The organism is Pseudomonas sp. FW306-02-D09B (assembly GCF_058782685.1).
This window is the reverse complement of the sequence record NZ_JBYSXY010000021.1, coordinates 1-22,314: the sequence shown is the minus strand read 5'-3', so window position 1 is coordinate 22,314 and position 22,314 is coordinate 1. Positions and strand designations below refer to the sequence as shown.

Below are 22,314 nucleotides of genomic sequence, written 5' to 3'. Positions count from 1 at the left end.
GGGGGGTGTGCTAGTCTCAATCAATGATTTCATTGATTGCAGGAGGCATCATGGCCAGCATCACGATTCGAAACCTTGACGACCAGATTAAAGAACAACTGCGAATAGCCGCTGCCCACAATGGGCATTCGATGGAAGAAGAAGCCCGTTTGATTCTGGGAAGAGCATTGGCCACTGTTGATCGGGCAGGAGGGCTTGGTAGCCGGATCCGCAGCCGGTTTAGCGCAAACGGTGGGGTTGAACTCGATTTGCCTTCGCGCCAGGAGAAAGCGACAGCGGTGGATTTCTCCGAATGATAGTGCTCGATACCAATGTTCTTTCAGAGTTCATGCGGGCTGAGCCCGATATACACGTGTTGGCCTGGGTTGACGCACAACCGGCGATGGATCTGGCAATCAGCGCGGTTACCGTCGCAGAAATTCTCCATGGCATTGCCCGGCTGCCATTCGGTAAGCGTAAACAGAAACTTGAAGCGCATGCGATGGCGATGTTCGAAGAGGACTTTGCCGGAAGAATATTGCCTTTTGATGCTCATGCCGCTGTCGAGTACGCGACGCTGGTGGCGGGCTGCGAAGCCAACGGCCGAGCGGCGTCGATGGCCGATGCGCAGATTGCCGCCATTTGCCGAACTCACGGTGCCTCGATTGCTACTCGCAATGTTCGGGACTTTGAGTTTCCCGGGGTTGAGATGATCAATCCGTGGGAGGCCTGAGCGCTGGATTGATCACCTTTGCTCATCCACAGATTCAGGCCATGCCCTGGAGGAGCCAGGACATGACCGTCAGCGATCCGTTCGGGAATCGGTTGGTGTTTACCCATGCGATTTGTGTTTGAGCGGATAAATGTATGGGGTGGCGGGTCAGTCAAGACAGACCTGTCATCTTCTATTCCGACTACCTCCCGGACGCGTGCGTTGTACCTGGTTTATTTGCTGGACACGTGCGTTGTATCCCGCATAGTCGGGGGGATTGCGTCCGGTCGGGATATTGACCCCTTCCGGAATGATGCCGCTGCAGTTAATGCAGGCAGGGAATGGCTGAGGGTTAGACCCCCGAGATAATGTGTCTGTGAATACAGTGGTGTCGGCAAGCATCCTTTCCGCTCTATCCGGATAGAGCGCAACAATTGAGTTCACCAGTCGGACTTCTGCATGGGTCCCCGGGCCACCGGCGAGTATCGGCATGATCCCCCCCATTCTATCGATATGAGTTGCTATCCAGTCTCGCGTAGGTTGTTGCAGTTCATGGGCGTTACTGGACAGCCTGCTGATCGTAGGCGCATCTCTTAATACGTCTTCATCGATTGTTAAATTGTGGAACATGTCATTGCCCGCCGCGGCGTACCGGTTGGACACATCGGTCACATAGTCGGCCGTGTTACTGATCCTGTAGGTTCCGAATTGCAAGTAGTGACCGGCGTTCGTGGCGTTGCCTGAGTAACGCATATCTACCCCTGCATATCCCCTCATACTGCCTTGAGGCTTTGGGATATTAAAAAAGTCGCTGAGCCCAATTTCGCTCGTTTTGATGTATCCATACGAGTGAGCAAGAAATTCCTGCCTCAGCAATCTCTTGTCTAAAAATTGATCAGAGCTTTTATCGTAGTCATCCGGCATCAAGCGATAGGTAAGGTCACCGTTAGCGGTATCCATGATTTCCTGTGAGCGGGCTCTGCCCCAATCCTCGAATTCTCTGAGGTCTTCGTCTCGCATCAGGCCCTTGTGATCGACAAATCTCACCGGGTTGTTTCCCACCATGCAATACAGATTCAACCCGTCAACCGCTCCCGCCGGATCAGGACTGATCCAACGCTGTAACCATGGCGCGTAATACCGGTGCCCGTAGTAATACAGTCCACTGGCATCACGCTCCTTGCCGGAATATCGAATCGTTTTGTAATCGGCCTCCACAGCCGAACGGGACGCCGTCCACGCCGTACCGCCATAAGGCAAATAACCTTCCTGACTGATCAGCGACGCCTGGTCGTCAAGCTCCAGCGAGCTGGACCTCAGATGGTCATCAAGGCTGTAGCGTATTTGATTGGCCGCGATATCGGCCGGTCGGCCTTGGGTCCAGTGCAGGTAGCGAACGCTACAGCGACCCGCCTGCAGGGTGATGACTTCCAGTCGTTCGTGAGTGCGGGTGCGGATTTCGAGGCCCGGCAGATAGCGAACTTCTCGGGTGTGAGTCACCGAGGCTGCGTGCGTAGTTTGAATCTTGCGTACACGTTGACCGCTGCTGTCGTAGCTGTAGCGCTCAATGTCATCGTGCCCGTCTTCACGTTGGATCAGCGTGACACTGGCGAGTTGATTGCGGGTGTTCCATTCCAGCGCCTGGCCCGGTTGCAGCGCGTGCAGGTTACCGTTGGCATCGAAGTTTGCTGCAATGTCAGGAGTTGAGTCGCCCTTGTTCCAGGACTGGAGGCGATTGTTTGCGGCGGCAATGTTCAGGGTCCGGGTGTAGTTATTACGATCGCGAACATGGCGCAGTTCGCTCAGGTTGCCCCCGGTGTCGTACGTATAAAGCTCGGTAAAGTTGAACAATTGCCGGGCGTCGATCGGTGCTCTGCTGGAGATCGGAAGGTGGGGTTGGTTGTTGGGGCCTTCCGCTTCACGGCCTGTCGCGCTGGTCAGTTGGTAAAGGCTGTCGTAGGTGTAGGTGCTGATGGCTTCGACTCGCTGGTTGCTGCCAAATTGCACTGGCTGGGTCTTGTCCTCGATCTGCGTCACATTGCCCACTGCGTCATAGGTGTAGTGCAAGTCCTGCAGGGTGCTGCCAGACACGGACGCGCCGAGTGAGGTCAAGCGGCCGCTGGCCGGATCGAACAGGGCGCGACTGGTAACCCCGTTACCGGCAGTCTGGGATTCCACTTGGCCAAACGCGTTGTAGAGCAGATCCTTCACGATGTTTTTTTCGAAAACGGCGTCTTTTGTTTTCAGGCTCACGGACTTGAGTTGACCCGCAACATCAAACGCGAAGCGTTGTTGGTGCTGACCGGCATCGATTTGCTGGATGAGCTCTGCGAGCGCGTCGTAGCGCCAGATCGTTTTGTGACCCTCGCCCTTTTCAAGCAGTACATTGCGGTCCTTCTCGTCTGTTGGCCAATGCGGCTGCCGGGGATCGATGAGGAAGCGCCGTGTCTGGCCAGCAGGTTTGGCGCAGAGTGCATATTCATGGATGAGCAGGGTACCGGCGCTGTCATCGTGACGGGTCAGTGCACCACACAGGTTGCTCGCCGCAGCGGCTGACGAATTATCGCCATAGCTGAAGCGTTCTATTACGCGTAGATCCTGGCCTGCTGCTTGCTCCTGGATGTCGGTCGGCCGTAGCTGATTGTCGTAGCTCGTTTGCCAGTGGCTGCCACGCTGATCCCAGCTGCGCAGTGTCTGTCCGGCGTCGCCAGGCAGACTCAGGCGCCACCCGGCATCGACACTGTCGACCAACAACGGCTTGCCGGACAGGCTGTAGACGGTGGTCAGATTGGCCTTTGGCATTTTGCCAAACAGTCGTGGGTCCCACTGCGCAACCAGGTGTCCGGCAGTGTCGTGGTCCTGGCGGGTAATACGTGCTTGAGGGCTGTCGTCTGCGCTGCCGCGCCAGTAAGCGATGTGCCGCACAGGCAGGCCACGGCTGTCGATGGCGTTGATCGTGGGTGTCTTGCGGTGAAGGCGTACGTTCATGCCTCACCTCCGGTTGTCGGGAGTGGTTTGGGCATGACCTCTTCGAGTGTGTCGTTCTCGTCTTCATCCACGGTGTACCAGGGATGACGGGTTTGCCGCCGCAGACAGGAAAGATCACCTTGTTTGGCGAGTCGTGTGTGAGTCGGTCGCCCCAATGCATCGTAAAACTGCAAATCGCAGTGGCCGAACTTCCGAAAGGACACATCGTTGATGTAGCGGTGCTGATCGGCGAAGTAAGGACGGTAAGTTCGGATCGCCAATCCCTTGTTGTTGTATTCGACACGTTCACTGACGCGCCAGCGCTGCGCGGCGATCTGTTGCTGCGGTATTTTTCCGTTGAGCGTCAGCTCTCCTGTGTTGCTGACGACGTAGGCTGTTCCTGACTCGACCTTGAGCTTTTGTTGCAGTGTCCGGCCAAAGCCGTCACTGCAGGTCGCGGCGATTCGGATTTGCCTTTGGTCGTCATCGGGATAACGATCGGCGGTCAGTGCAACAATGTGCACCGGCTCGCGGGCCGAGATGTCGAGTTCGGCTTTCAGTTTCGCTTCATCGGCCGAAAGTGTCTCAAGGTCCGCCAGACGACGCCGAATCGAGGCACAGATATGTCCGCTCGGCAGTAAGTCGCCGTTGGCTACGCAACGGGTCAGCCAGTCGGTGTCCTTCAGAGCGGTGTCCGAGGCGCGCCCCATCCAGCTAAAGGGTGCGTAATAGATGGCAATGGCGGCGTCTTTCAGAGCGTCTTCTTTGTTGGTGATCGCCTCGCTCGGACGGGTGAATACCGGACGTCTGTATTGGGCAACAGGTTTGAAACCGGTGAGCTTGTTACCCTCGCTGCGATAAAAACTGCTGGCCAGTATCTGGCCAAAACTGTCGTAGAGGCCTTCTTGAATGTTCCCGTTCGGATCGGTGATGCGTCGGGGCGCTAGCGAGCGGTAATCGTAGGCGGCCTGGGTGATGCAGCCATCGGGCAGTTTGAACGCGGTGATGAGGCAGCCGTACTTGTCGTGGCTGATCTCGGTCACGCCCTGGCTTGTGCTCGGTTGGAGGGTTTTTTTTTTGTAAAAACCCTCCAGTGTGGCGTAGGTCGAGAAACCGCTTTTGACTGACCAGAGCTTTTTGGGGGACGTGGACGTCGGGAGAAAATCGGTCATGCGGTGATAGCCACTTCGTTCAAGCAGTTTTCCCTTGGGGCGAGTTGCTTGCGACAACACATCGAAGGCTTTCAGGGCTGTATCGTCCAGCTCGGCGGTTTCCAGATGGTCGGCCAGGGCTTCGAAGTGAGCGGTGCCGTCTGGCAAGGTTTCTGCGGTAGAAGTGTTCTTGTAGCGTTGCACGGACAGGCCCGTCAGGATGCTCTGGGTCGTCCAGTCGGTTCCCTTGATGAGTTCGATGAGCTTTTCGTAAGTCATGTCCTTTGTGGCCAGCCCTCCAGATGCAGGCGCCTTGGGTCGTTTCAACGCATGGGTACGCTGGCGATAAGGCAGACCCAACCGCCATCCCTGGGGTGAATCCAGATGAATGAACTCGGTGCGGGTTTCGTTCAGGTAGTAGAGCTGTTGCGCCGGATCATGAGCATCGCGCCACCATTGCTGTTGGTCGGCATCGCTGAACGGCGGGGTATCACTGTCGGTTTTACGTCGGGCGCAGTGGACGCTTACGTTGTGGATCAGTGCGCCGAACCTGTCGTGCTGCAGATTGAAGATGTGCTGGCATTGCGGATCATCGGTAATACCCTCGTACTGGTAACTGATGGACTCCAGTGGCAGCGGCAACATCCGGGCGTAGCGCTGGCTACTGTCTGGCACTTGTAGCAGACGGACCTGATAGCGGTTTTCCTGAACCGAATAAAGCGTTCTGGTTTTCAGGCGTGTATCGATTCCGAGGATCTCGCAGCGCAGTAAATGACCACTCAGGGCGCGCGCCATTTCGAGGGTTGTCGCAGTATCAGGGGTAACGAGTGTGTCGCCCCCGATCTCGGGTTGGTATTGGCAAAGCAGTGCCTTGCCCAGTGCCACCGCTGCTTTGTCAGCGCTGTGATAACCGGTTCGGGGCAAGTCCACTGCTTGTCCGGTGTGGAACCAGCTCTTTTTCAGGCTCGGTGTCGTAAAACCTTGCGAGTCGGCATCACCGGGATTGGCTTCACTGTCGGTTTGCAGCAACAGGCCGAAGCCGCGAAATTCCCGTTCGATACCGTCGTAATAGCCTTGGCGATAGGAAAAGCTCTGGGTCAGTTGATTGCCGGTAATCTCGTCGAGTTGGGTCTGGCTCGAAACCAGATGCAGGGCAAAGGGCAGATGACAGCTGCGGGGCTTGCCGGCTTTGATTCTCTCTGCTTTTTCATCCAGCCATTCCTGTGCCGAACTTCGGTAGCGGATGCTGCCGGCGGCGCCCATGTTGTTATTGGTGCCAGTGAGCAAATACGGTTTTTCACTGACGAAGTCGTAGCGCCAATGCTGCGTTGTCATGTGCGGCACGCTGAGTATCAGGCTGGAACAACCGAGCCCTTGCAGGTCAGCGATGCTCACCTGGCAGAAACGATCGTAGCGCACACCTTGCGGCCAGGGCAGGGCAACTGACAGGTCGAAAGCATTGCCGCAGCGGTTCATGAATATCTGCGCATGGTCCGCATGCAGGTAGATCAGATCGGCGGCGCCCGAACCGTCCAGATCTGCCAGGCGAATACGTGAAGCGTCGAATGTCTCGTAGTCAAGTTTCGGCGAGCCCAGCACGAAGCCTTTACCGAAACGTCCATGTCCCAGGTTTGGCCAGCACTTCACTTCATTGTGGCGAACACGGACCAAGTGCGGTTGGCCACTGCCCAGGATATCGCTGAAAGCCACCAGCTCGGTGGGTGAAGACGTGAGCACGGGAAGGGCGTCTTCGTCCTCTTCCCGAGGCACTTCGCGGGCAGCAGCAAAGCCCTTTTCTCGTTGATTGGCATATAGCCGAACGCTGCGCGGGCCTATCAGCGTCAAGTCGCTTAGCCCTTCGCCCATCAGATCGGCCAACTGTCCTTGTGGATGAAAAAACTCCGTAGGGAACGCATCGAGTGAGGCAAAATTCGACCAGTTTCGATCGGGGCCCAGGGAGAAAACCCCACTCAATCCTGGCTGAGCAATGACCCAGTTCAGTCGACCATCGCCTGTGAGGTCGCTCAGTGATTGGCGCACAGGTTTGGCAGTATCGGCGGTCGGGATCGTCGGCAGGGCGCGCCACTGATCGTAAGTCACTTCATTGCTTTTGGCCTTGGCGCGTAGGGGCTCACGGTAATACCAGGCATTTTCACTGGAATGAAGTACCCCCGGTAGCCCTTCACCGTACAGGTCTACCAGTTGGTAACGCTGACCGTCGTTGAGACCGGGCATGTCCTGAAACTGCTGCCAGTTGTGGGCGTCGGCCGGGAGCTTGAACGGGCTGTAGCTGAACTCAACGGGAGGACGGCTATGGGCTGTTATCGCGTTGCCAAACGCCTGTTCATGGGCCGCGGTCAGGTGTTGATAGCCCAGAGACGTTTGACGGTAATCGAGCAGCAGGCGTCGGACCAGAACGGGGTCGGTACCCAATTCATCGGGAAAGCGGTGAAACATCAGCACCTGGCGGCACAGGCGCTCTGTACGTAATTCATAGCCGTAGGCGAAGTTGGAAAACCCGTCGCTGCGGGATTGCCACTGTTGGCCGTCATATTCCGGTTTCTGTTCGTACGCCGTGCTCCGTTCGCCGTAGTCGAACAGCAGTTCGAAGTGCCATTGCACAAGCCTCAGGTGATCGGCTTTCCATAAGTAAAGGTGCGCATCGGCCTTGAAATTGCCATAGCTCACACGGCTCAAATAGCGCTGGGCCTTGGCGCCATCTGCCTTGTACTGGTAAAGGATGTGCTCGCCATGTGCGTTCAGGCTCTCCTCCAGCAGCCATTCGCCGACACGGTTCGAATCCTGCGGATCGGCACGACGCGATGCGGGATTCTTGCCGAACACGCGAAGGCTGCCATCAGCACCGTGCACCAGCCAGAAACCCGCTTTGTCGCTCTGGGAGGCCCAATGTTCAATGCGGTCGAAGCTGCTTTCGATTCTCGGGAAGTGGCGCGTGACGGTATAGGTTTCGCCTAGTTCCAGGTCGTTGTAATGGTCGATGCGGGTTGAGGTGATGACGCCTTGTGGATCGCGCTCGGGCAACCATACAACTCCACTGGGGCCGACAATCTCGTCATCCTCGGTATAGGCCGGCACACCTTTGCTGGTGCGTCGCCCGACGGTGGGCAATGACATCCCCCAACCGATACCAAACACACTGTTACCCACCGAGCTGCCATAGCTCAGAGACAGGGAGGGAGCGAAGCCACGACCCGGCGAAATCGGCAAGGCAAGCTCATAAGAGGCCGCGCCGTGGGCGCCGACGGCTCCCCAGCCTTTGCCAATGCTGTGAATGGCACCACCACCTTTTGGTAGCGACGGCGCGATGACAGGCAATGCGTTTTGTTCACTCATTACGCACCTCCCGCTCTGGCTGTGTAGCTCACGTGCACGATGATGTCGGTCAGTGAGTCCAGCATGGCTTTCTGCGCTTCGGGATTGGGAAAGGTCAGGCGCCATGTGGAGATGGCGCCGGTGTATTCGAAGGGCAGGTAGCGTTCATCGTTGAAGTTCAGGGTGAACAGGCCGTTGTCGTCGACTCCGGTGGAAAGGGCGATTTGCTGGCTGGCTCGCTTGTTTTCCATGAGCTGTCCTTGGTCACCTGGAGACATGAACACTTTGCTTGCGGTCTGGGTCAGCGTTGCCCGGATGTTTTCATAGGGGCCGAGGAGAGCCGGCAAGGAGACGCTGAGGGTCTTGATGCGTCGCAGGTAATGCTTCTGGGCTTTGTAATCGTCTTCGAACATGGCGTGGGTCAGTTCGAAATCACAGATACCGTCCTTCAGATCGATTTGAAGGTCCTTCCATTCTTTGTTGATTGAGCTGGAGCTGTCCTTGTCTTTGATCTGACGCAGCGACACCGTTTTACGAATCTCCAGTTCTCGCTCGTTACGCTGCAAATATTCGGCCTGCATTTTCAGCAGGCTCAGCTTCAACTGCTCACCCGCTCCAAGCCCACGGTAAGTTGTGTTCCAGGTCCCAGGTTGAATAAATCGTGTGCTGAAGTCGGCGCGCTCGTATTGCCAGCAGGCTTCGGCGGCCAGGCACAAGGCTAGTGTCGCGTCGTAGGCCTGGTAGTACAGCGTGGCAAACTGGCTGTTGAGCCATTGGTAGAGCTGCGCTTTGGTAAAGCGTTTGCTGAGGAAGTCGTAGCTGGCCTTGGTCTGGCTCAGTGCTGTTTCAGTCTGGCGTAATTGCAGGCGTGTGGCGGTTTCCTGCTCGGTGAAGTGCGCGAGTTGTGCGTCGATCTGGTCCAGTTCGAGTTGTGCCTGATCTCGGGTCAGGGTCCACTCCTCCCGCCGCCGACTGAATTGCGCCGTACGGTCGAGATGGCTGGCCGCGGTGCGAGTCGCTATCGCGCAGCCTTGGGCGAGCGCAGTGGCGGCATGCATCCCGCCTTCCCAGCGGCTACCACCATTACTGAAACCAAAAATATTGGGGACCATCATCATGCCACCCGCGACGACCTGGGAGGCTGATGCCGCCAGTTCGGATGCGCCGCTGCTCAAGTACAGTTGGCTGGCGGCAGCTTCTTCTTGAGTGACATCCTTCTCCAGCAACTGCTGATAGTGGCTGATTCGGCCCCGGACGATCGCTTTGCTGGCCAGCAGGGCCTGGCGGTTTTGCCGGTCGATGCGCAGCGCCTGGGTTTGCAGGCCGACGGACATTTTCGCCAGGTCCCAGGCGTGCTGTTGCTGCAATTCCTGCAACCGGGTTTGTTCTTTACGCTCGATCAGCGACAGCAGCGTGGCGCCGAACTGGTTGACACTTTCCACTGCACTCAGGGCCTGACTGTGCATGACCGTGAAGCGATAGTGCGGGATTTGTGTGCTCGGCAGGTTCGAAGCTCCGCCGCTTGAGGCGCTCAATGCATTGGCGCTGAGCAAGGCGCGAGGGTCCAATGGCGCCGCGAATAACGGCAAATGCAAGGGCTTGCCGACGATGTCGAGGTTATGCCTCAGGTTGTATAAACGACTCTCGGCGATGTCCCAGCGCTTGAGCAACTCCGGGTTGAACGGCAAACGCAGATGCGGGGTATCGATAGCGGGTAAGGATTTCTGCGGACTGCCTTCGCGTAATTGCAGGTTTGAACGGATCAGTGAATCTTCGAATGTGCGCAGGCTTTTACTGGGTGCCTTGCTCAACGCTTGCAGGCTGATAGCCGACCACTGATCGACTTGTTGAACAACCGGGCGTGGCCCCAACAGATCCAATGCCCGCACATACCAGCGCTTTGCCTCGCCGAGGCTATCGGGTGTCAGTTCGCGGTATGCGGCATCGCCTCGGTTGATCAGAATGTCGAGGTACAGGAAGTACAGCGTCTTGCGAAAATGCACAGGATGGCTAAGGGCGATCTGGTGCGGATCGTGAGGTGCCTGGCTGGAATATGAAGGGACATCGGGGCCGGTCAAAGGGACGGCATTCCAGTAACCGGACTGCTTACGGCCTGGATCGAAGGCGTAGCGAATCCAGCGTTCGGCCTCGTCGTATTGGTGTTCTGTGTTCAACCGATGGGCGATCAGCCACGGCAGGTACAGGAACAGTTCTGTGAAGTAACGACCGTAAGGGCCGTGGAAATCCATGGTTGTTCCGAAATCGGTGTCTGCAATTTTGGGCTCTGGCAGACGTTGTGTTTCCATACTGAACAGTTTGTCCAGACTGTTTTCGGTACGTTGGATCATCTCGGCAGCAAACACGGTATTGAGTCTGATTGGCTGGCGGGCGGACAGGCCGCTTTCGCTGAGCGATATCGTTGCCCCTGAGAAGTCGAGAAACTGTGCCTTGTCCGAATGTCTAATGTCGGGAGTGCGGAAGTTGTTACCTAACCTGAGCTTGATGGAAGCAAGGAAGTACTCTTTTTGGTGTTCTTTGTTAGTGATGCAATATCCGTAGTGAAAATTTTCGCCACTTTCACTGAATCTCTGGGTGTGGAAACTAAATGTGTAATCTTTCGGTATGGTCGCTGTGCCGGAGTTGTTAGAGGTACTTTCTGTTGGCGAAACTGTGGTCTCTGGTCGCCGTACAACGTAGTTAAATGAAGAACCCGGCTCTCTACCGATGTCCAATGTGCCGATGGACCTGAAGCGTAGGGTGATCTTCGTTGTGCTTGAGTCGTAGTTTATGTCGACGGTAAGGGCGAAACCTCCGTCAAGTGGTTTTACGTTTTTATCCTTTAATTCAGCGGATGTGGAGAGTTTTTCTAATGTCTTGCGTGCGCCAAGCTTTGCTTGTATAGAGATTTTTAGTTGAAGCGAGCTTTTGTTGTGGAATGTGAAAAAGTCTCTTGTCAGTATGTAATGTGGGTGCTGTTGGTCTTCTTCTGCGGCTTTTTTAGAGATGAATATTCCTGGGCTGTGCGTGAGGTTTTTGTCGAAGCTGGCCGTTTTCAGGAAGATGAATCCGTTATTGGCCATGTCGTGTTGTTTGACGAATAGGCCAATGAGCAGGCAATCCTGCGAATGCTCCTGGTGATGGACGGCGACGGTACCTGTCAGCGACTTGATTGAACTCAAGTCCTTGTCTTGCAGTGTTACATCGTCGCCGTAACCCTGCAGGCAGGTTCGCGCAGTGCTCCAGCTGCCATCGTGTTTACGGTAGCTGAGGCTTAGCCGAAACAGGGGATTGTTCCTGGTCGTTTGGCTTTCGCTGGAGTGGGCGGCAGGATCCTGATGAATGCATTCGGCCCAGACGACAAACAGGCGATTGTTGAACCAGACCGGGCGAATCGAATGCTCGATGGCGTCATCCGGAATGGGCACATCGGCTTTTTCCCAGTCCGACCAGGCGAACGGGTCGGGTTGATCAGTTTTTTGGGGGCGTTGCGCCATGTTCAGCGAACGCCAGAAATAGGTGTTCTCGCTGCGGGATTTGGCGATGAAGTAATAAGTGCTGTTGGCGAAATCTGCACCCTCGATATAGCCATTGAGGATGTTCAGGTTGGCGACTTCTTCGAACCGGGTCAGGTAGGCCAGCACGGCAGTCTGAACGGCATCGGGTTGAATCCGGTTTTGGCTGAGGTCGTTTTCCAGTTGCTGGAAGTTATCGCTCTTGTTGTTTCTCAGGCCGGGGTCCAGATAAATCGCGGGGAAGTACAGCAGCTTTTGATGGGCGGCCCAGGTTGGGTACTGGTGCATCTCATTGCGCCATGTCTGCACATGCTCGGGAGCATCGGTTGCCGAGTCATAACCGGGCTCCATGTTCATCAGAATGCGATTGATGTAGTGCTGCAGGCTGGCAATGGCACAGGCCACGGGGGTGGTGGGCACATCCTGGCTGACCAGCACATCGAGTAACCAGTATTCGTAGAGATCCTGGGCGGTCTTGAGCTTGAGGTTTTTTGTCGTGGCGTCGACGGGCACGACTTTGTTCAGATACAGCGCCAACAGTGCATCGCGCAGGCGTTCATCAAGCTGCTTTTTAATGGCAACGGTCATATTCGATCCTTGAATAGAGGTGTACGGGTCAATGACGGGCAGCGAGCACGGCTTCACCCACGGTTTTCCAGTCGGATGTTGAGCTGTCGGCTGTCAGGGCCGTAGCGTTGAGCAGGAAGCTTGCTGAGAGTCCTGTGCTCTTGCAGCACGCTTGGCAGCGCATGATCCAATCCACTTCCTCCATTGTCCTGGCGCGGTTTTGCCCTAATAGCGCGGTCAGGCAACTGACCTCTTCGATGCTCCAGTTCAGGAGGTTGGCCAGCAGGCCGTTGGAGTCTTTCGCCGGGGCCTCATTCGCCAAACGCAAGTAATGCAGAAGGTTTTCTTCTGACTGCGGCTGATGGCGGGCGCAATGACTGAAGCGTTCGAGCAAGTACAGCGTTTGAGGTGTCAGGGTTCCTGGGCTGTTCGAGGCGAGCCACGCAGGATTACTCATCAATTGCTGTAGCGTGCTGCTGTTCAGGTGCAGCCCCTTGCAGGCTCCGGCAGCGCGAAGGACCTTCGCCAACGATTGGGGTATTTTTCCTGGCGAGAAGTTTTTGATCTCCGTGACGACTGCCATTGTGGAGGTGTCGCCCATCGCCATCACGCTGGGGACGTATTCGGCGGATATGTCGGCAATGTCATGCAGCAGCGTTTCCACCAGGCGCTGTTGATGGTCAGCAGAAGGATTGGTGTCCGCTTGAAATGTCTCCAGCCGTCTCTCCAGCTCAGGGGGGAACGGTAAGTCGTCCTTCGTTGAACTGAACAAGCGACACCATTGCAGCACATCACGGTTGTTTTGCTTGAGCCAGTCAACCGCCCATTCCATGGCCATCAATACGTCAAGTATGTCGGTTGAATGATTATAGGGGTCGCTCAATTTACCTTTAGCCAACAGCTCGCAGAACGCTTCCCCTCCCAGCGTTCGCGCCACTTCTGTGCATTCGACAGGCGACAAGCCAAACATCTGTGCGATGCGGGCCTGGCGGTAAAGTGAAGACACCGTGGGTAAGTCGTGTTTAAGCGAAGAAAGGTGTTCTTTGGTCTGTGCCGCGAGCAGTAACAGCGAGTCTTGCGTGACGGTCAGCCCCAACCCCGCGCCGAGATAGTTGAGGCTCGGTTGCGATTTGGGGGCTTTGATATCAATGTCCTGTCCCTCGTTCTGCAGCAGAGGATTCGGGAGCAATTGAGTGCGGTTAAACACTTGATCGAACAACGGAGCACGATCACCGCAAGCGGATGTCGGCATGTCGTGCAGTAGCGAAGCAAACTCCTCGGGCGCGATGCCGTAACGCTGATTCAGGTATCGATACACCCCCAGGACGCGGAAGGTGTTTGGATTGAGCCACAGTGATTTCAGGCCGGGCAGTGATGTCGTGCCGTCCGAGTGCATGGCGTTGACGAGCAGTGTGTCCAGTTCGGTCGCGGGGATACCGGTCCAGCGTTGCAGTCGGACCATACGCAACAGGACGTCAAAACAAATTACGGGGAGGATATTGAACGTCGGGGGGCTCGTCGCTACCACCATTATCTTGTCGCGAGCTGACGCCGTGTTGATGTACTCGCAGCCATAAAAATGACGACCGGCCCCCGGGCTGTTGGTTGAGGCTTTCGGACGGTGTTTACCCTGCGCCAGCAACTGATCAATCTGCTCCATCGTCAGCCCGGTAAGCTCCTTGAAGCGCTCAACGCTAAGCCTTGGATCGGAGACTTTAGTACCGTAAGCCTTCACCTCTATATCGGGGGCGAGTGGCTCGATCAGTATCTTCTGCTGCTCCGGGCTCAGGCCGGACATCAGTCTCTGAGCCTCGGAAGAGGGCTTGGAAATGCTTCCGTATTCAGACTCGTCGAGCAAAAAAGGCAGTTTCAGACTGACCTGATAATTCAACTCGCCCAGTGCCGGTTTATCTGCACCCAACCCAAGCAAGCACTGGTGATGATGAAGGTCATAGGGCAGAGAGAGCGGGTAGCGCTCGCTGGCCAATACTTCGTGAACGGACTTCGCGTTGTTGGTTTTTTTCAGGTGTTCCTGGACATGACTGCTCAAGGTGTCATTGACGATGCTCAGCATCGGCTTTGCTGCGAAGGCACTCTGGTGATCCAGCATCAGGTTTTTGAGGTCCGGACGCCTCTTCTCCAGGGTGATCTTGTTGGGGTGTGTGGACGATTTTTCCAGTTTCCCGGCAAACAGATACAGCACTCGCAGATAGGCCACTGGCGAGTCGATTGCAGCGATATCACCGTCCTTGCAAAACTGCTCCCAATTCTCGTTGAACAATGCTTGATAGGTGGCGGGCCCTGACGTCGACTCGGTACCAACACTGCGCCGAACACGTCGACTGGCATCGCCGGATGACAGCTGATGCTCCTGATACAGACGGCTGATCTGTCGGGCATAGCTCAGCGCGTTGCCATACGCCTGCTCGGCGTTTGCGTCGGTATGCCTGGCGAGTTCAAGGGTGAACTCCTCTTTGGTCATGCGCACGATGTCGAACACCGACTCAAAGCCCATGCGCTGCATGGCTGTCTTGAAGTCTGCTTTTGTCTGGTCTTCGTTGCCTGGAGAGTCAATCAACCTGTGTAACAGCGAGCCGTTGCTTACGTCCATGTCTTGTCATTCTCCTGTTCGAACGGAATGTTCTTGGGCAGAAGAAAACGTACAGGAGTCAGTCTGGAATCGCGGTAGGTTGGCTGGGGATTGGGTTGTACGAAAAAGCAATCCGTTGTTCGGATTTATCGTTGAGAGAACGCCGGTATTCAGCCCCCATACCAGTTGCAGGAAAGGGGCTGAATGGGCGCGTTACGGGCCGAGAGTATTGAAGGTTGGCAGGTCAGACGCGGAAGTGGCTGACCATCATCTGCAACTGATTACCCAGCCGTGCCAATTCAACACTGGACGCGGCTGTTTCATCACTGGCGGCAGCCGTTTGCTCGGAGACGTCGCGCACGTTGATGATGCTGCGGCTGATCTCTTCGGCCACCGCGCTTTGCTGCTCGGCAGCGGCGGCGATCTGCTGGTTCATCGACTGGATGTTCGACACCGTGCGGGTGATGTTTTCCAGTGATACACCGGCCTTGCGGGTCAGCTCGACGCTGCTGTCGGTGAGGCTGCGGCTGTTGTTCATCACCGCGGCGACTTGCTGGGTACCGTTCTGCAGGCCGGCGACCAGGCCTTCGATTTCTTCGGTGGATTTCTGCGTGCGTTGGGCCAGGCCACGCACTTCGTCAGCAACCACGGCGAAACCACGGCCGGCTTCACCGGCGCGTGCCGCTTCAATGGCAGCATTGAGCGCCAGCAGGTTGGTCTGTTCGGCCACTGCCTTGATCACGTCCATGACGCTGCCGATCTTGTCGCTTTCCTGTTGCAGCACGGTCATGGCTTCGGTGGAACGCACCACTTCACTGGCCAGGCGTTCGATCTGAGCGATCGCTTCGTTGACCACTTTATCGCCTTCGCGGGCTTCACCGTCAGCCGCTGCTGCCGCTTGCGACGCTTCTTCGGCGTTGCGCGCGACTTCCTGCACGGTGGCGGTCATTTCGTGCATGGCGGTGGCAACCTGATCGGTTTCGATTTTCTGGCTGTTGACCCCGGCACTGGTTTCTTCAGTCACCGCCGACAGCTCTTCGGCAGCGCTGGCGATTTGGGTGACGCCGTCGCGGATACCGCTGATCAGTTCGCGCAGGGTGACGCCCATCCGTGCGATGCCTTGCTGCAATACGCCAAGTTCGTCACGACGGGTGACGTGGACATCATGGGTCAGGTCGCCGCCGGCGATGCGTTCGACCACCGCCAGGGTTTCGCGCAGTGGGCGAGTGATCTGTCGGGTGATGATCACGGCCGCGAGAACGCCAACCAGCAATGCCAGCACTGTACTGATCAGTTGCAGGGTACGCGCCTGAGTGCTTTCGGCGTCACGGCGATCCAGCTGGATCTGATACAGCGCGTCACTGCGCGTAACGATGTCATTGCCCTGGACAGTCATTTCCTGGCGAGCCACGACCGCGTCATTGTTGGCCGCTTTGTAGGCCTGCAATGCGTTGCGGTAATTGAGCAAGGCGCTTTGCAATTGGCGCAACGCATCTTGCTGGCTGTCGGCGAAATGCGTGTTGAGTGTTTTCAGGCTGGCAATGGCCGCGTCCATCTGGGCGAAGGCTTTTTGCTCGGTGGCCGGATTGCTGTCAGCGATGTAACCGCGAACCTCGTAGCGGGCGAGCTGAAACTGTTCCTTGGCTTCGGTGATGGCCAGGAGTTGTTCGAAGCGTTGATCGCTCAAGGGCATCTGGCGCACACGGGTGTCGATGTCATTGATCAGCGTGTTGGCGCTTTCGGCATTCTCACCCATGGTCTGACGCACACTGCTCACGGTCCGATAGGCGCTGCGCATTTTGTTCAGCGATTGCTGGTAGGCATCGATGACTGTGCCCTGTTCATTGAGCAGCTTGAGGTTTTCCGGGCTCTTGAGGCTCGACAGCAGTTTTTGCTGCTGGGCCTTGAAGCCGTCGAGGGCGGTTTGCACAGTCTGCGCCACGGTTTCGTCACCGTTGGCCAGCATGTACTGCAAACGGGTAACCCGCAGTTTGGTCAGACCCGCATTGAGCTGAGTGATATCGCTCATCCAGTTGCTGCGGTCGATCAGTCCACCCAGGCTGGTCCAGCCGGTCAGGGCGAGAATGCACGTAAGGGCCAGCACCAGGCCGAAGCCTAAGCTCAGCTTCAGGTTGACGCTGATGTTGGCGAACCAGCTATTCATCAAAAATTCCTCCAGGAACGTTGTGCTGCTTATCGTCAGTTGGCTGGAAGATTATTGTTTTTGGAGGCCAGCAGAATGTATTCGTAGAGGGCGTATCGGCGGCAGGCGCGATAGCTGAAACGTTTTTCGTAACAAGAAAATACGGGGCATGCTTGTCGGTTGAGCATTTTTTCACATTCATTTCACTGGGTACTTACGCATCGACTTTTAATGTTGCCCGTACAATTGGGTATTCGTGTGTCCGAGGCAGTGTGAAGGTGGAGTCAAGATTGGGTTTTGCGGGTATCAAGCGTTCACTGAACCGGGGTGGGCTCACTCGCGCTAAATACATTGCCCTTGCACTACTGGCATCACTCTTTGTTATCGCGTTGGCATTCTGGCTGCTGCGCCCAGTCGGTCCGGCGGACCTGGCCCACGGCAACATTGCCGGGGACAAGGCCCTGGCGGCCAGTTGGGCCAAGGGCGATACGATTGTGCTGATCCGTCACGTTGAGCGATGCGACCACTCCACTGCCCCTTGCCTGGACAGTGCCGATGGCATTACCGAACGCGCGCGTGCGGTGGCTGTCGGGATAGGTTCGCAATTCGCACACCTGGGCCTGACTAACGCCGACATCTACAACAGTCCGTTGACGCGGACCACGCAAACGTCGCGCTATATGTTCAATACGCTCGGCAGTGCCCAGGATTGGCTCTTCAACTGCAAAGGCACGATGCTGCGTGACGTGCTGGCGCACAAGGTCGCCGGCCGTAACCTGGTGCTGGTCACCCACAGCGAGTGCATGGCGGATCTGGAAAAAGAACTGAAGTTGCCAGCATCGACCCCTGGGTATGGCGCGTCGCTGTTTTTTACGCTGGATACCGCGCAAACCCAGCCGAAACTGCTGGGGCTGATCGAAGCCTCTGACTGGCAATCAGTCGATATCAAATAGCCCGGAGGGTTGATCCTCCCAGGCTACTTTTGCCAGGCAATAAAAAACGGCACCTGTATCAGGTGCCGTTTTTTTTGCTGGCCGTTTTACTGTGCGACGAAATAGTAATCCTGACGCCCCACCAGCATTTTCTTCAGTACCTTCAACGGGGCCTTGGGCTCAGTCTCGGCGGCAATCAGCGCCACATGCGTGGGAGAGGCGGCGAGAAATGCCGTCAGCTCGGCTTCGGTCTGCAAGTCCTTGAGCAGGGTGTGGGTGTAGAACACCGTTGCCCCGGCAGTCCGTTCGTTCGCCTGATACAGCGCAACTTCTTGTCCGTTGGCCTGCATGGTCTGGATTTGCTCGGTCAATGGCAGGAACGACAGTTTGCGGTCAGCACGCGGGACGATCCATTGGGCTGCGGCCAGATAACTGACGAACAGCACGCTGATGATGCCGATTGCGATACCGCGACGATTGCGGGCGATTTTGCCGAGCAACGTTGATGCTTCGGTGTGCTTGCGCAAGCGCTCGTATAACACTGCCGCATATTCTGCGGCCAGTACGGCGGCGGCCGGCGTCAGCGACATCAGGTACACCGTGCGCTTGCTCGACGCGAGGGTCAGCATGAAGAACTGGGCGAGCAGCCACAGCGTAAAAAACAGCAGGTAGCGATTGTTCACCAGGCTCTTACGGAAATGCCACAACCCCAGGTACACCAGGATGTTCCACGGCAGGAAGGCTTCCGGCAGTTTGGCCAGGTAGTAATAGAACGGCTCGTAGTGGCCGGCTTCAACGAACGAGCCGTTGAAGCGCCCGACGCTGTTGGTCAGGAGCACTTCGGCCAGTGCCTGCGAGCCACCGCGCTGATAGAGCATGAACAGCCAGATCACCAAAGGGATCAGCCCGAGCAGGGTCGCCAGTGCCGGCCCCATCCAGCGCGGCAGGCTGAAGCGTTTGTCGATCAGGCTTTCGGCCAGCAGGTAGGCGAAGATCACCACCCCCGGCATTGCCAGGCCCAGCACACCTTTGCTCAACGTGGCGATGGCGATGCCGACAGCGAAGAGCAGCCAGCTACCCAAGGCTGCGCGCTGTTCGGCATGTTGGCGATGAGCCTGATAGAACGACAGCAGCGCCAGGGTTACGCCCAGGCTCAGCAGTGCATCTTCGCCAACACCGCGAACGTTGCCCCAGTAACTGGCCATGGTCGCCAGCATGATCCCGGCAACCCAGGCGATGGTCGTTGGACGGCCAAATCGGCGCAGCATGGTGTACAGCAGCATCACGCTGAACAACCCGGCGAAGGCCGAGGCCAGGCGCACGGCCAATGGCGTGCCACCAAACGCACGGATCGCTCCGGCATCGAGCCAAAGGCTCAGCGGTGGTTTTTCTAGAAAGGGCTGACCGAACAGGCGCGGAGTCACCCAGTCATTGTCCAGGTGCATTTCCATCGCAATCCCGGCAACGCGGGGTTCGGTGGAACCTTGCAACTGGTGATTGCCAAGGGCGAAGAAGAACAGCAGGCATGTGAGTAACAACAGGAGTGGGGCGGGGCGTGACATAGGCATCAGGCTACCAAAGGATGAGGGCCGAGAGTAAAACAGGACTCGGAAGTATACGAGGCCACTTCTTAACAAAATGTGAATCGGAAAAATTATGCGCAAGAGCGACCGGTTTATAGCTCAGTAGAACCGGGTCGGTCACCCTTTGCATTGATTGAGGTGCGCACCTAAGGCAGATGATCAGCGGCAAAATCAGTTTCCGAACGGGCCTGTAGTTTGCCTTTGCGGCAGGCTCGTTGAAAGCGTTCGAAGTCGCGCTCGTTCTGGTCGGAATAGGCCTTGGCGTACTTGAACAGGGCATTGGCCATAACCTCGCTCTTGCCAATGTAACCGCTGATTTGTGCAGCTTGTCCGCTGGCTTTGGCATGGGCTCGAGCCAGGGCTTTGCCACAGATGTGGCCATACGCGGAAAACGTTTCGGCATCGAAGGTTTCCAGCTCCGCCGATATTTTCATGTCCCGTAGCTGGCGCACATAGAAGTGCTGGCCGTTGGGGCTGGTGGTCCAACCGAGAAACAGATCGCTGGCCGACTGCATCAGGCGCTGGCCTTCAACCACGCGCTGGCCGTCGTGACGTATCCGCGATTTGGCTTTGACGTAATCGGCAATCACCGAACGGCGTGCTTCCTTGAGCTGCAAAAACAGCGGTCGCTCCTGATCGTCGGTCAGCAGAGCAACCAGGCAGCGCGTCCCGACGCTGCCCACCCCAACGACTTTGAACGCCAGGTCCTGGACCTGGAAGCGCGCCAGCAAATCACGACGATCGCCCATCAACGTGGCTCGGTAATCGTGCATGAGGCTGTCGTACGGTGGTCGCCAATCGTCCACGCGCATCCAGTCATCATTGGCGTCCAGTAGCGTGGAGTCTTTGTGCAGATGGAAGATATGTGGCAGATCATCACGGATCAGCAAGCGGCCGTGTTTATCGCGCTCACATATCTTGGGCAGCAGTTCGGCATGGGTACGATGCTCGGCTTTGTTAATGGCGTTTTTCACATGCTCCAGCGTGCTGGTGGAGGGTTCCTGTTTGAGCAATTCGTTGTAACCGAGGGCGTCGTACCAGATCTCCAGGGCGCTCTGTTCGGCGCATTCGGCCATGCTCTCTTGATAGGCTGAGACCACGCGGCGACAGATGTCTTCCTCCACTGACGCAACGTGGCGCAGGTCGCGAATGGCGACCAGAAAGCTTGTCACCAGCCGTTTCAGGTCCCACTCCCATGGACCCGGGTGAGCTTCATCGAAGTCGTTGACGCTGAACAGCAGGTTGCGTTCCGGCGTGCCAAAACCACCGAAGTTCATCAGGTGACAGTCGCCGCAAATGGTTGAATGCAGGCCCATGTCCGGCGTCCCGGACAGGTCGTGGGCGTGCAGCAGAGCGTTGCCACGATAGAAGGCGAAAGGCGAAACCAGCATGCGCCCGAAGCGCAATTCGTTCAGCGAACGGATTCGCCCTGCACTGGAGGCTTTGATCAAGGGCACTGGGTCGCGATCGGTCTTCCCGTGCAGCGCCTGGTCATTGCGCGAGCACTGCTTGCGCGCATCCTTACCCTGTTTCAGGCGGTCTTTGAGGGTGTTCATGAGGTCCCTTCGAGGTGGGCTGAATGGCTGGCGCAGGCGGGGAAGGCGCCGCTTGGCGAAGTGTAGGACTCGCTTGAAAGCTAGCAGGAATCCCGCTGTTAGCCAGTCTTTGCGTTGGCTGACAACATTGAGCGGGTCGATACGATGGCGTAGTTGTCGCCTTGGCGAGCCCACTGAAAAGCCGACTAGTCTTTAACCCATCGATGGGCCTGTCGAGGTGTCAGGAGGCGTGTGCTTTCGTTGCTGATCGCGTGGTTGCTGGCATTCCTGATTGGCTGGGTTTCGCAGCGGATGGGCATGTGCCTGGTCAAAGCCAGCGCTTTAATGCTCAAACGCCGGCCCACCTTGTTCGTAGCACTGGTTTCCTGCGGGTTGTTTGGCCTGCTCCTGGCGCCGCTTTATCACCATTTCGGCATCAGCCAGCCGTTGTTCACGCCCGAAGTCGGGTATCCGTTGCTGATCGGTGGCGGACTGTTATTTGGCGTCGCCTCGGTGCTCAACGACGGTTGCAGCGTCGGCACCCTGACCAAACTCACCTGCGGCAATCTCAATAAAGCCTTTACGATTGTCGGCTGGGTGCTGGGGATTGTGCTCTGGTATCGGCTCAACATGTTGCCCGAGCACAGAACCCTGCTGATGCCCGAAATCTCCAGCAGCCACTACCTGCTCACCCTGGGTGTGGTGCTGATGGCGTTGCTGTTTCTGGCCTATGTTCACGGCGACAAACATCTGGTGTTCTCCAGCATGCTGCTGGGGGCGCTGACCAGCGCGCTGTACACCTTCGAACCGCAATGGACGCCCAGCGTGTTCTTTTACCACCTGTCACAGCTGTTCTGGATGCCCGAACAAACGACCCTCACCGGCCAGCGCGTCGTGGTGTTCGTGATGTTGCTGGTGGGCATGCTCAGCTTCACCCTGCGCCGCAAGACTTTCAGCTATCAGCCGTTCAACCTGTCAAAGGCATGCGTGCACTTATTGGCCGGGGTGCTGATGGGCATTGGCGCGTCGATGATGCTCGGCGGCAACGACTCACAGATTTTGCTGGTATTCCCGACGCTGAATTTGACCTCGACGTTGCCATTGGCCTCTATTGTCGTGGGGATTGTGGGGACGTTGTGGGTGAAGCGGTGGTGGGGGGGCAGGACCGCTCTGAAATGAAAAAGTCCGGTGTAGGGCCGCAATACTGTTCACTTAAGCCGATGTTTCAGGCACATCCGCAGTTGTGGCGAGGGAGCTTGCTCCCGCTGGGGCGCGAAGCGGCCCTGAATTGGGCCTGCTACGCAGTCCAG

Annotated in this window: 11 protein-coding genes and 2 pseudogenes; 5 read left to right on the top strand and 8 right to left on the bottom strand. The window is 56.9% G+C overall.

The features are described from left to right. Positions 1 to 50: 50 nt before the first annotated feature. The 3 genes and pseudogenes from AC3WK5_RS25920 to AC3WK5_RS25910 form a co-directional block, all read left to right on the top strand. Positions 51 to 296, top strand: coding sequence for a FitA-like ribbon-helix-helix domain-containing protein (locus tag AC3WK5_RS25920; protein WP_054594108.1), 246 nt, complete (start codon positions 51 to 53; stop codon positions 294 to 296). Continuing rightward, complete coding sequence (locus AC3WK5_RS25915; RefSeq protein WP_103318970.1) at positions 293 to 712, top strand: type II toxin-antitoxin system VapC family toxin; 420 nt, start codon at positions 293 to 295, stop codon at positions 710 to 712. Before AC3WK5_RS25920 ends, AC3WK5_RS25915 begins: the two co-directional genes overlap by 4 nt. A 17-nt stretch (positions 713 to 729) precedes the next feature. Further along, positions 730 to 834, top strand: a pseudogene (locus AC3WK5_RS25910) (VOC family protein); the annotation flags it as partial. 43 nt (positions 835 to 877) lie between these two features. Here the strand turns inward: AC3WK5_RS25910 and AC3WK5_RS25905 are convergent. From AC3WK5_RS25905 to AC3WK5_RS25880, 6 genes and pseudogenes are all read right to left on the bottom strand, one after another. Beyond that, positions 878 to 3,679 carry an RHS repeat-associated core domain-containing protein gene (locus AC3WK5_RS25905; RefSeq protein ID WP_103318968.1) on the bottom strand — a complete coding sequence of 934 codons (2,802 nt, stop codon included), beginning with the start codon at positions 3,677 to 3,679 and terminating at the stop codon, positions 878 to 880. Continuing rightward, complete coding sequence (locus AC3WK5_RS25900) at positions 3,676 to 8,163, bottom strand: SpvB/TcaC N-terminal domain-containing protein (RefSeq protein WP_103318966.1); 4,488 nt, start codon at positions 8,161 to 8,163, stop codon at positions 3,676 to 3,678. The genes AC3WK5_RS25905 and AC3WK5_RS25900 overlap by 4 nt, the downstream gene beginning before the upstream one ends. Further along, positions 8,163 to 12,242 carry a Tc toxin subunit A-related protein gene (locus AC3WK5_RS25895; protein ID WP_256585286.1) on the bottom strand — a complete coding sequence of 1,360 codons (4,080 nt, stop codon included), beginning with the start codon at positions 12,240 to 12,242 and terminating at the stop codon, positions 8,163 to 8,165. The genes AC3WK5_RS25900 and AC3WK5_RS25895 overlap by 1 nt, the downstream gene beginning before the upstream one ends. Positions 12,243 to 12,270: 28 nt before the next feature. Continuing rightward, positions 12,271 to 14,832: a Tc toxin subunit A gene (locus AC3WK5_RS25890; RefSeq protein WP_103318964.1), complete on the bottom strand. Its 2,562-nt coding sequence runs from the start codon at positions 14,830 to 14,832 to the stop codon at positions 12,271 to 12,273. 223 nt (positions 14,833 to 15,055) lie between these two features. Next, a complete protein-coding gene (locus AC3WK5_RS25885) occupies positions 15,056 to 15,769 on the bottom strand; it encodes a methyl-accepting chemotaxis protein (protein ID WP_404943199.1) in 714 nt (237 codons plus the stop codon). Positions 15,770 to 15,913: 144 nt separating this feature from the next. Continuing rightward, a pseudogene (locus tag AC3WK5_RS25880) lies at positions 15,914 to 16,840 on the bottom strand (methyl-accepting chemotaxis protein); the annotation flags it as partial. 392 nt (positions 16,841 to 17,232) lie between these two features. Here AC3WK5_RS25880 and pmrG point away from each other — a divergent pair. Further along, complete coding sequence (gene pmrG, locus AC3WK5_RS25875; RefSeq protein ID WP_054598184.1) at positions 17,233 to 17,907, top strand: lipopolysaccharide core heptose(II)-phosphate phosphatase PmrG; 675 nt, start codon at positions 17,233 to 17,235, stop codon at positions 17,905 to 17,907. Positions 17,908 to 17,993: 86 nt separating this feature from the next. Here pmrG and AC3WK5_RS25870 read toward each other — a convergent pair whose 3' ends face one another. Both AC3WK5_RS25870 and AC3WK5_RS25865 read right to left on the bottom strand, forming a co-directional pair. Continuing rightward, on the bottom strand, positions 17,994 to 19,448 hold the full coding sequence (locus tag AC3WK5_RS25870; protein ID WP_103318960.1) for an ArnT family glycosyltransferase: 1,455 nt from the start codon (positions 19,446 to 19,448) through the stop codon (positions 17,994 to 17,996). Positions 19,449 to 19,615: 167 nt separating this feature from the next. Next, positions 19,616 to 21,025, bottom strand: coding sequence for a DUF2252 domain-containing protein (locus tag AC3WK5_RS25865; protein ID WP_103318958.1), 1,410 nt, complete (start codon positions 21,023 to 21,025; stop codon positions 19,616 to 19,618). 231 nt (positions 21,026 to 21,256) lie between these two features. Between AC3WK5_RS25865 and AC3WK5_RS25860 the strand changes: the two genes are divergently transcribed. Next, on the top strand, positions 21,257 to 22,183 hold the full coding sequence (locus AC3WK5_RS25860; RefSeq protein WP_103318956.1) for a YeeE/YedE thiosulfate transporter family protein: 927 nt from the start codon (positions 21,257 to 21,259) through the stop codon (positions 22,181 to 22,183). The last annotated feature ends 131 nt before the right edge of the window (positions 22,184 to 22,314 follow it).

Coding starts and splice junctions, on each gene's coding strand:
- AC3WK5_RS25920 (WP_054594108.1), top strand. CDS start 51: ATGGCCAGCATCACGATTCGAAACCTTGACGACCAGATTAAAGAACAA.
- AC3WK5_RS25915 (WP_103318970.1), top strand. CDS start 293: ATGATAGTGCTCGATACCAATGTTCTTTCAGAGTTCATGCGGGCTGAG.
- AC3WK5_RS25905 (WP_103318968.1), bottom strand. CDS start 3,679: ATGAACGTACGCCTTCACCGCAAGACACCCACGATCAACGCCATCGAC.
- AC3WK5_RS25900 (WP_103318966.1), bottom strand. CDS start 8,163: ATGAGTGAACAAAACGCATTGCCTGTCATCGCGCCGTCGCTACCAAAA.
- AC3WK5_RS25895 (WP_256585286.1), bottom strand. CDS start 12,242: ATGACCGTTGCCATTAAAAAGCAGCTTGATGAACGCCTGCGCGATGCA.
- AC3WK5_RS25890 (WP_103318964.1), bottom strand. CDS start 14,832: ATGGACGTAAGCAACGGCTCGCTGTTACACAGGTTGATTGACTCTCCA.
- AC3WK5_RS25885 (WP_404943199.1), bottom strand. CDS start 15,769: ATGCACGAAATGACCGCCACCGTGCAGGAAGTCGCGCGCAACGCCGAA.
- AC3WK5_RS25870 (WP_103318960.1), bottom strand. CDS start 19,448: ATGTCACGCCCCGCCCCACTCCTGTTGTTACTCACATGCCTGCTGTTC.
- AC3WK5_RS25865 (WP_103318958.1), bottom strand. CDS start 21,025: ATGAACACCCTCAAAGACCGCCTGAAACAGGGTAAGGATGCGCGCAAG.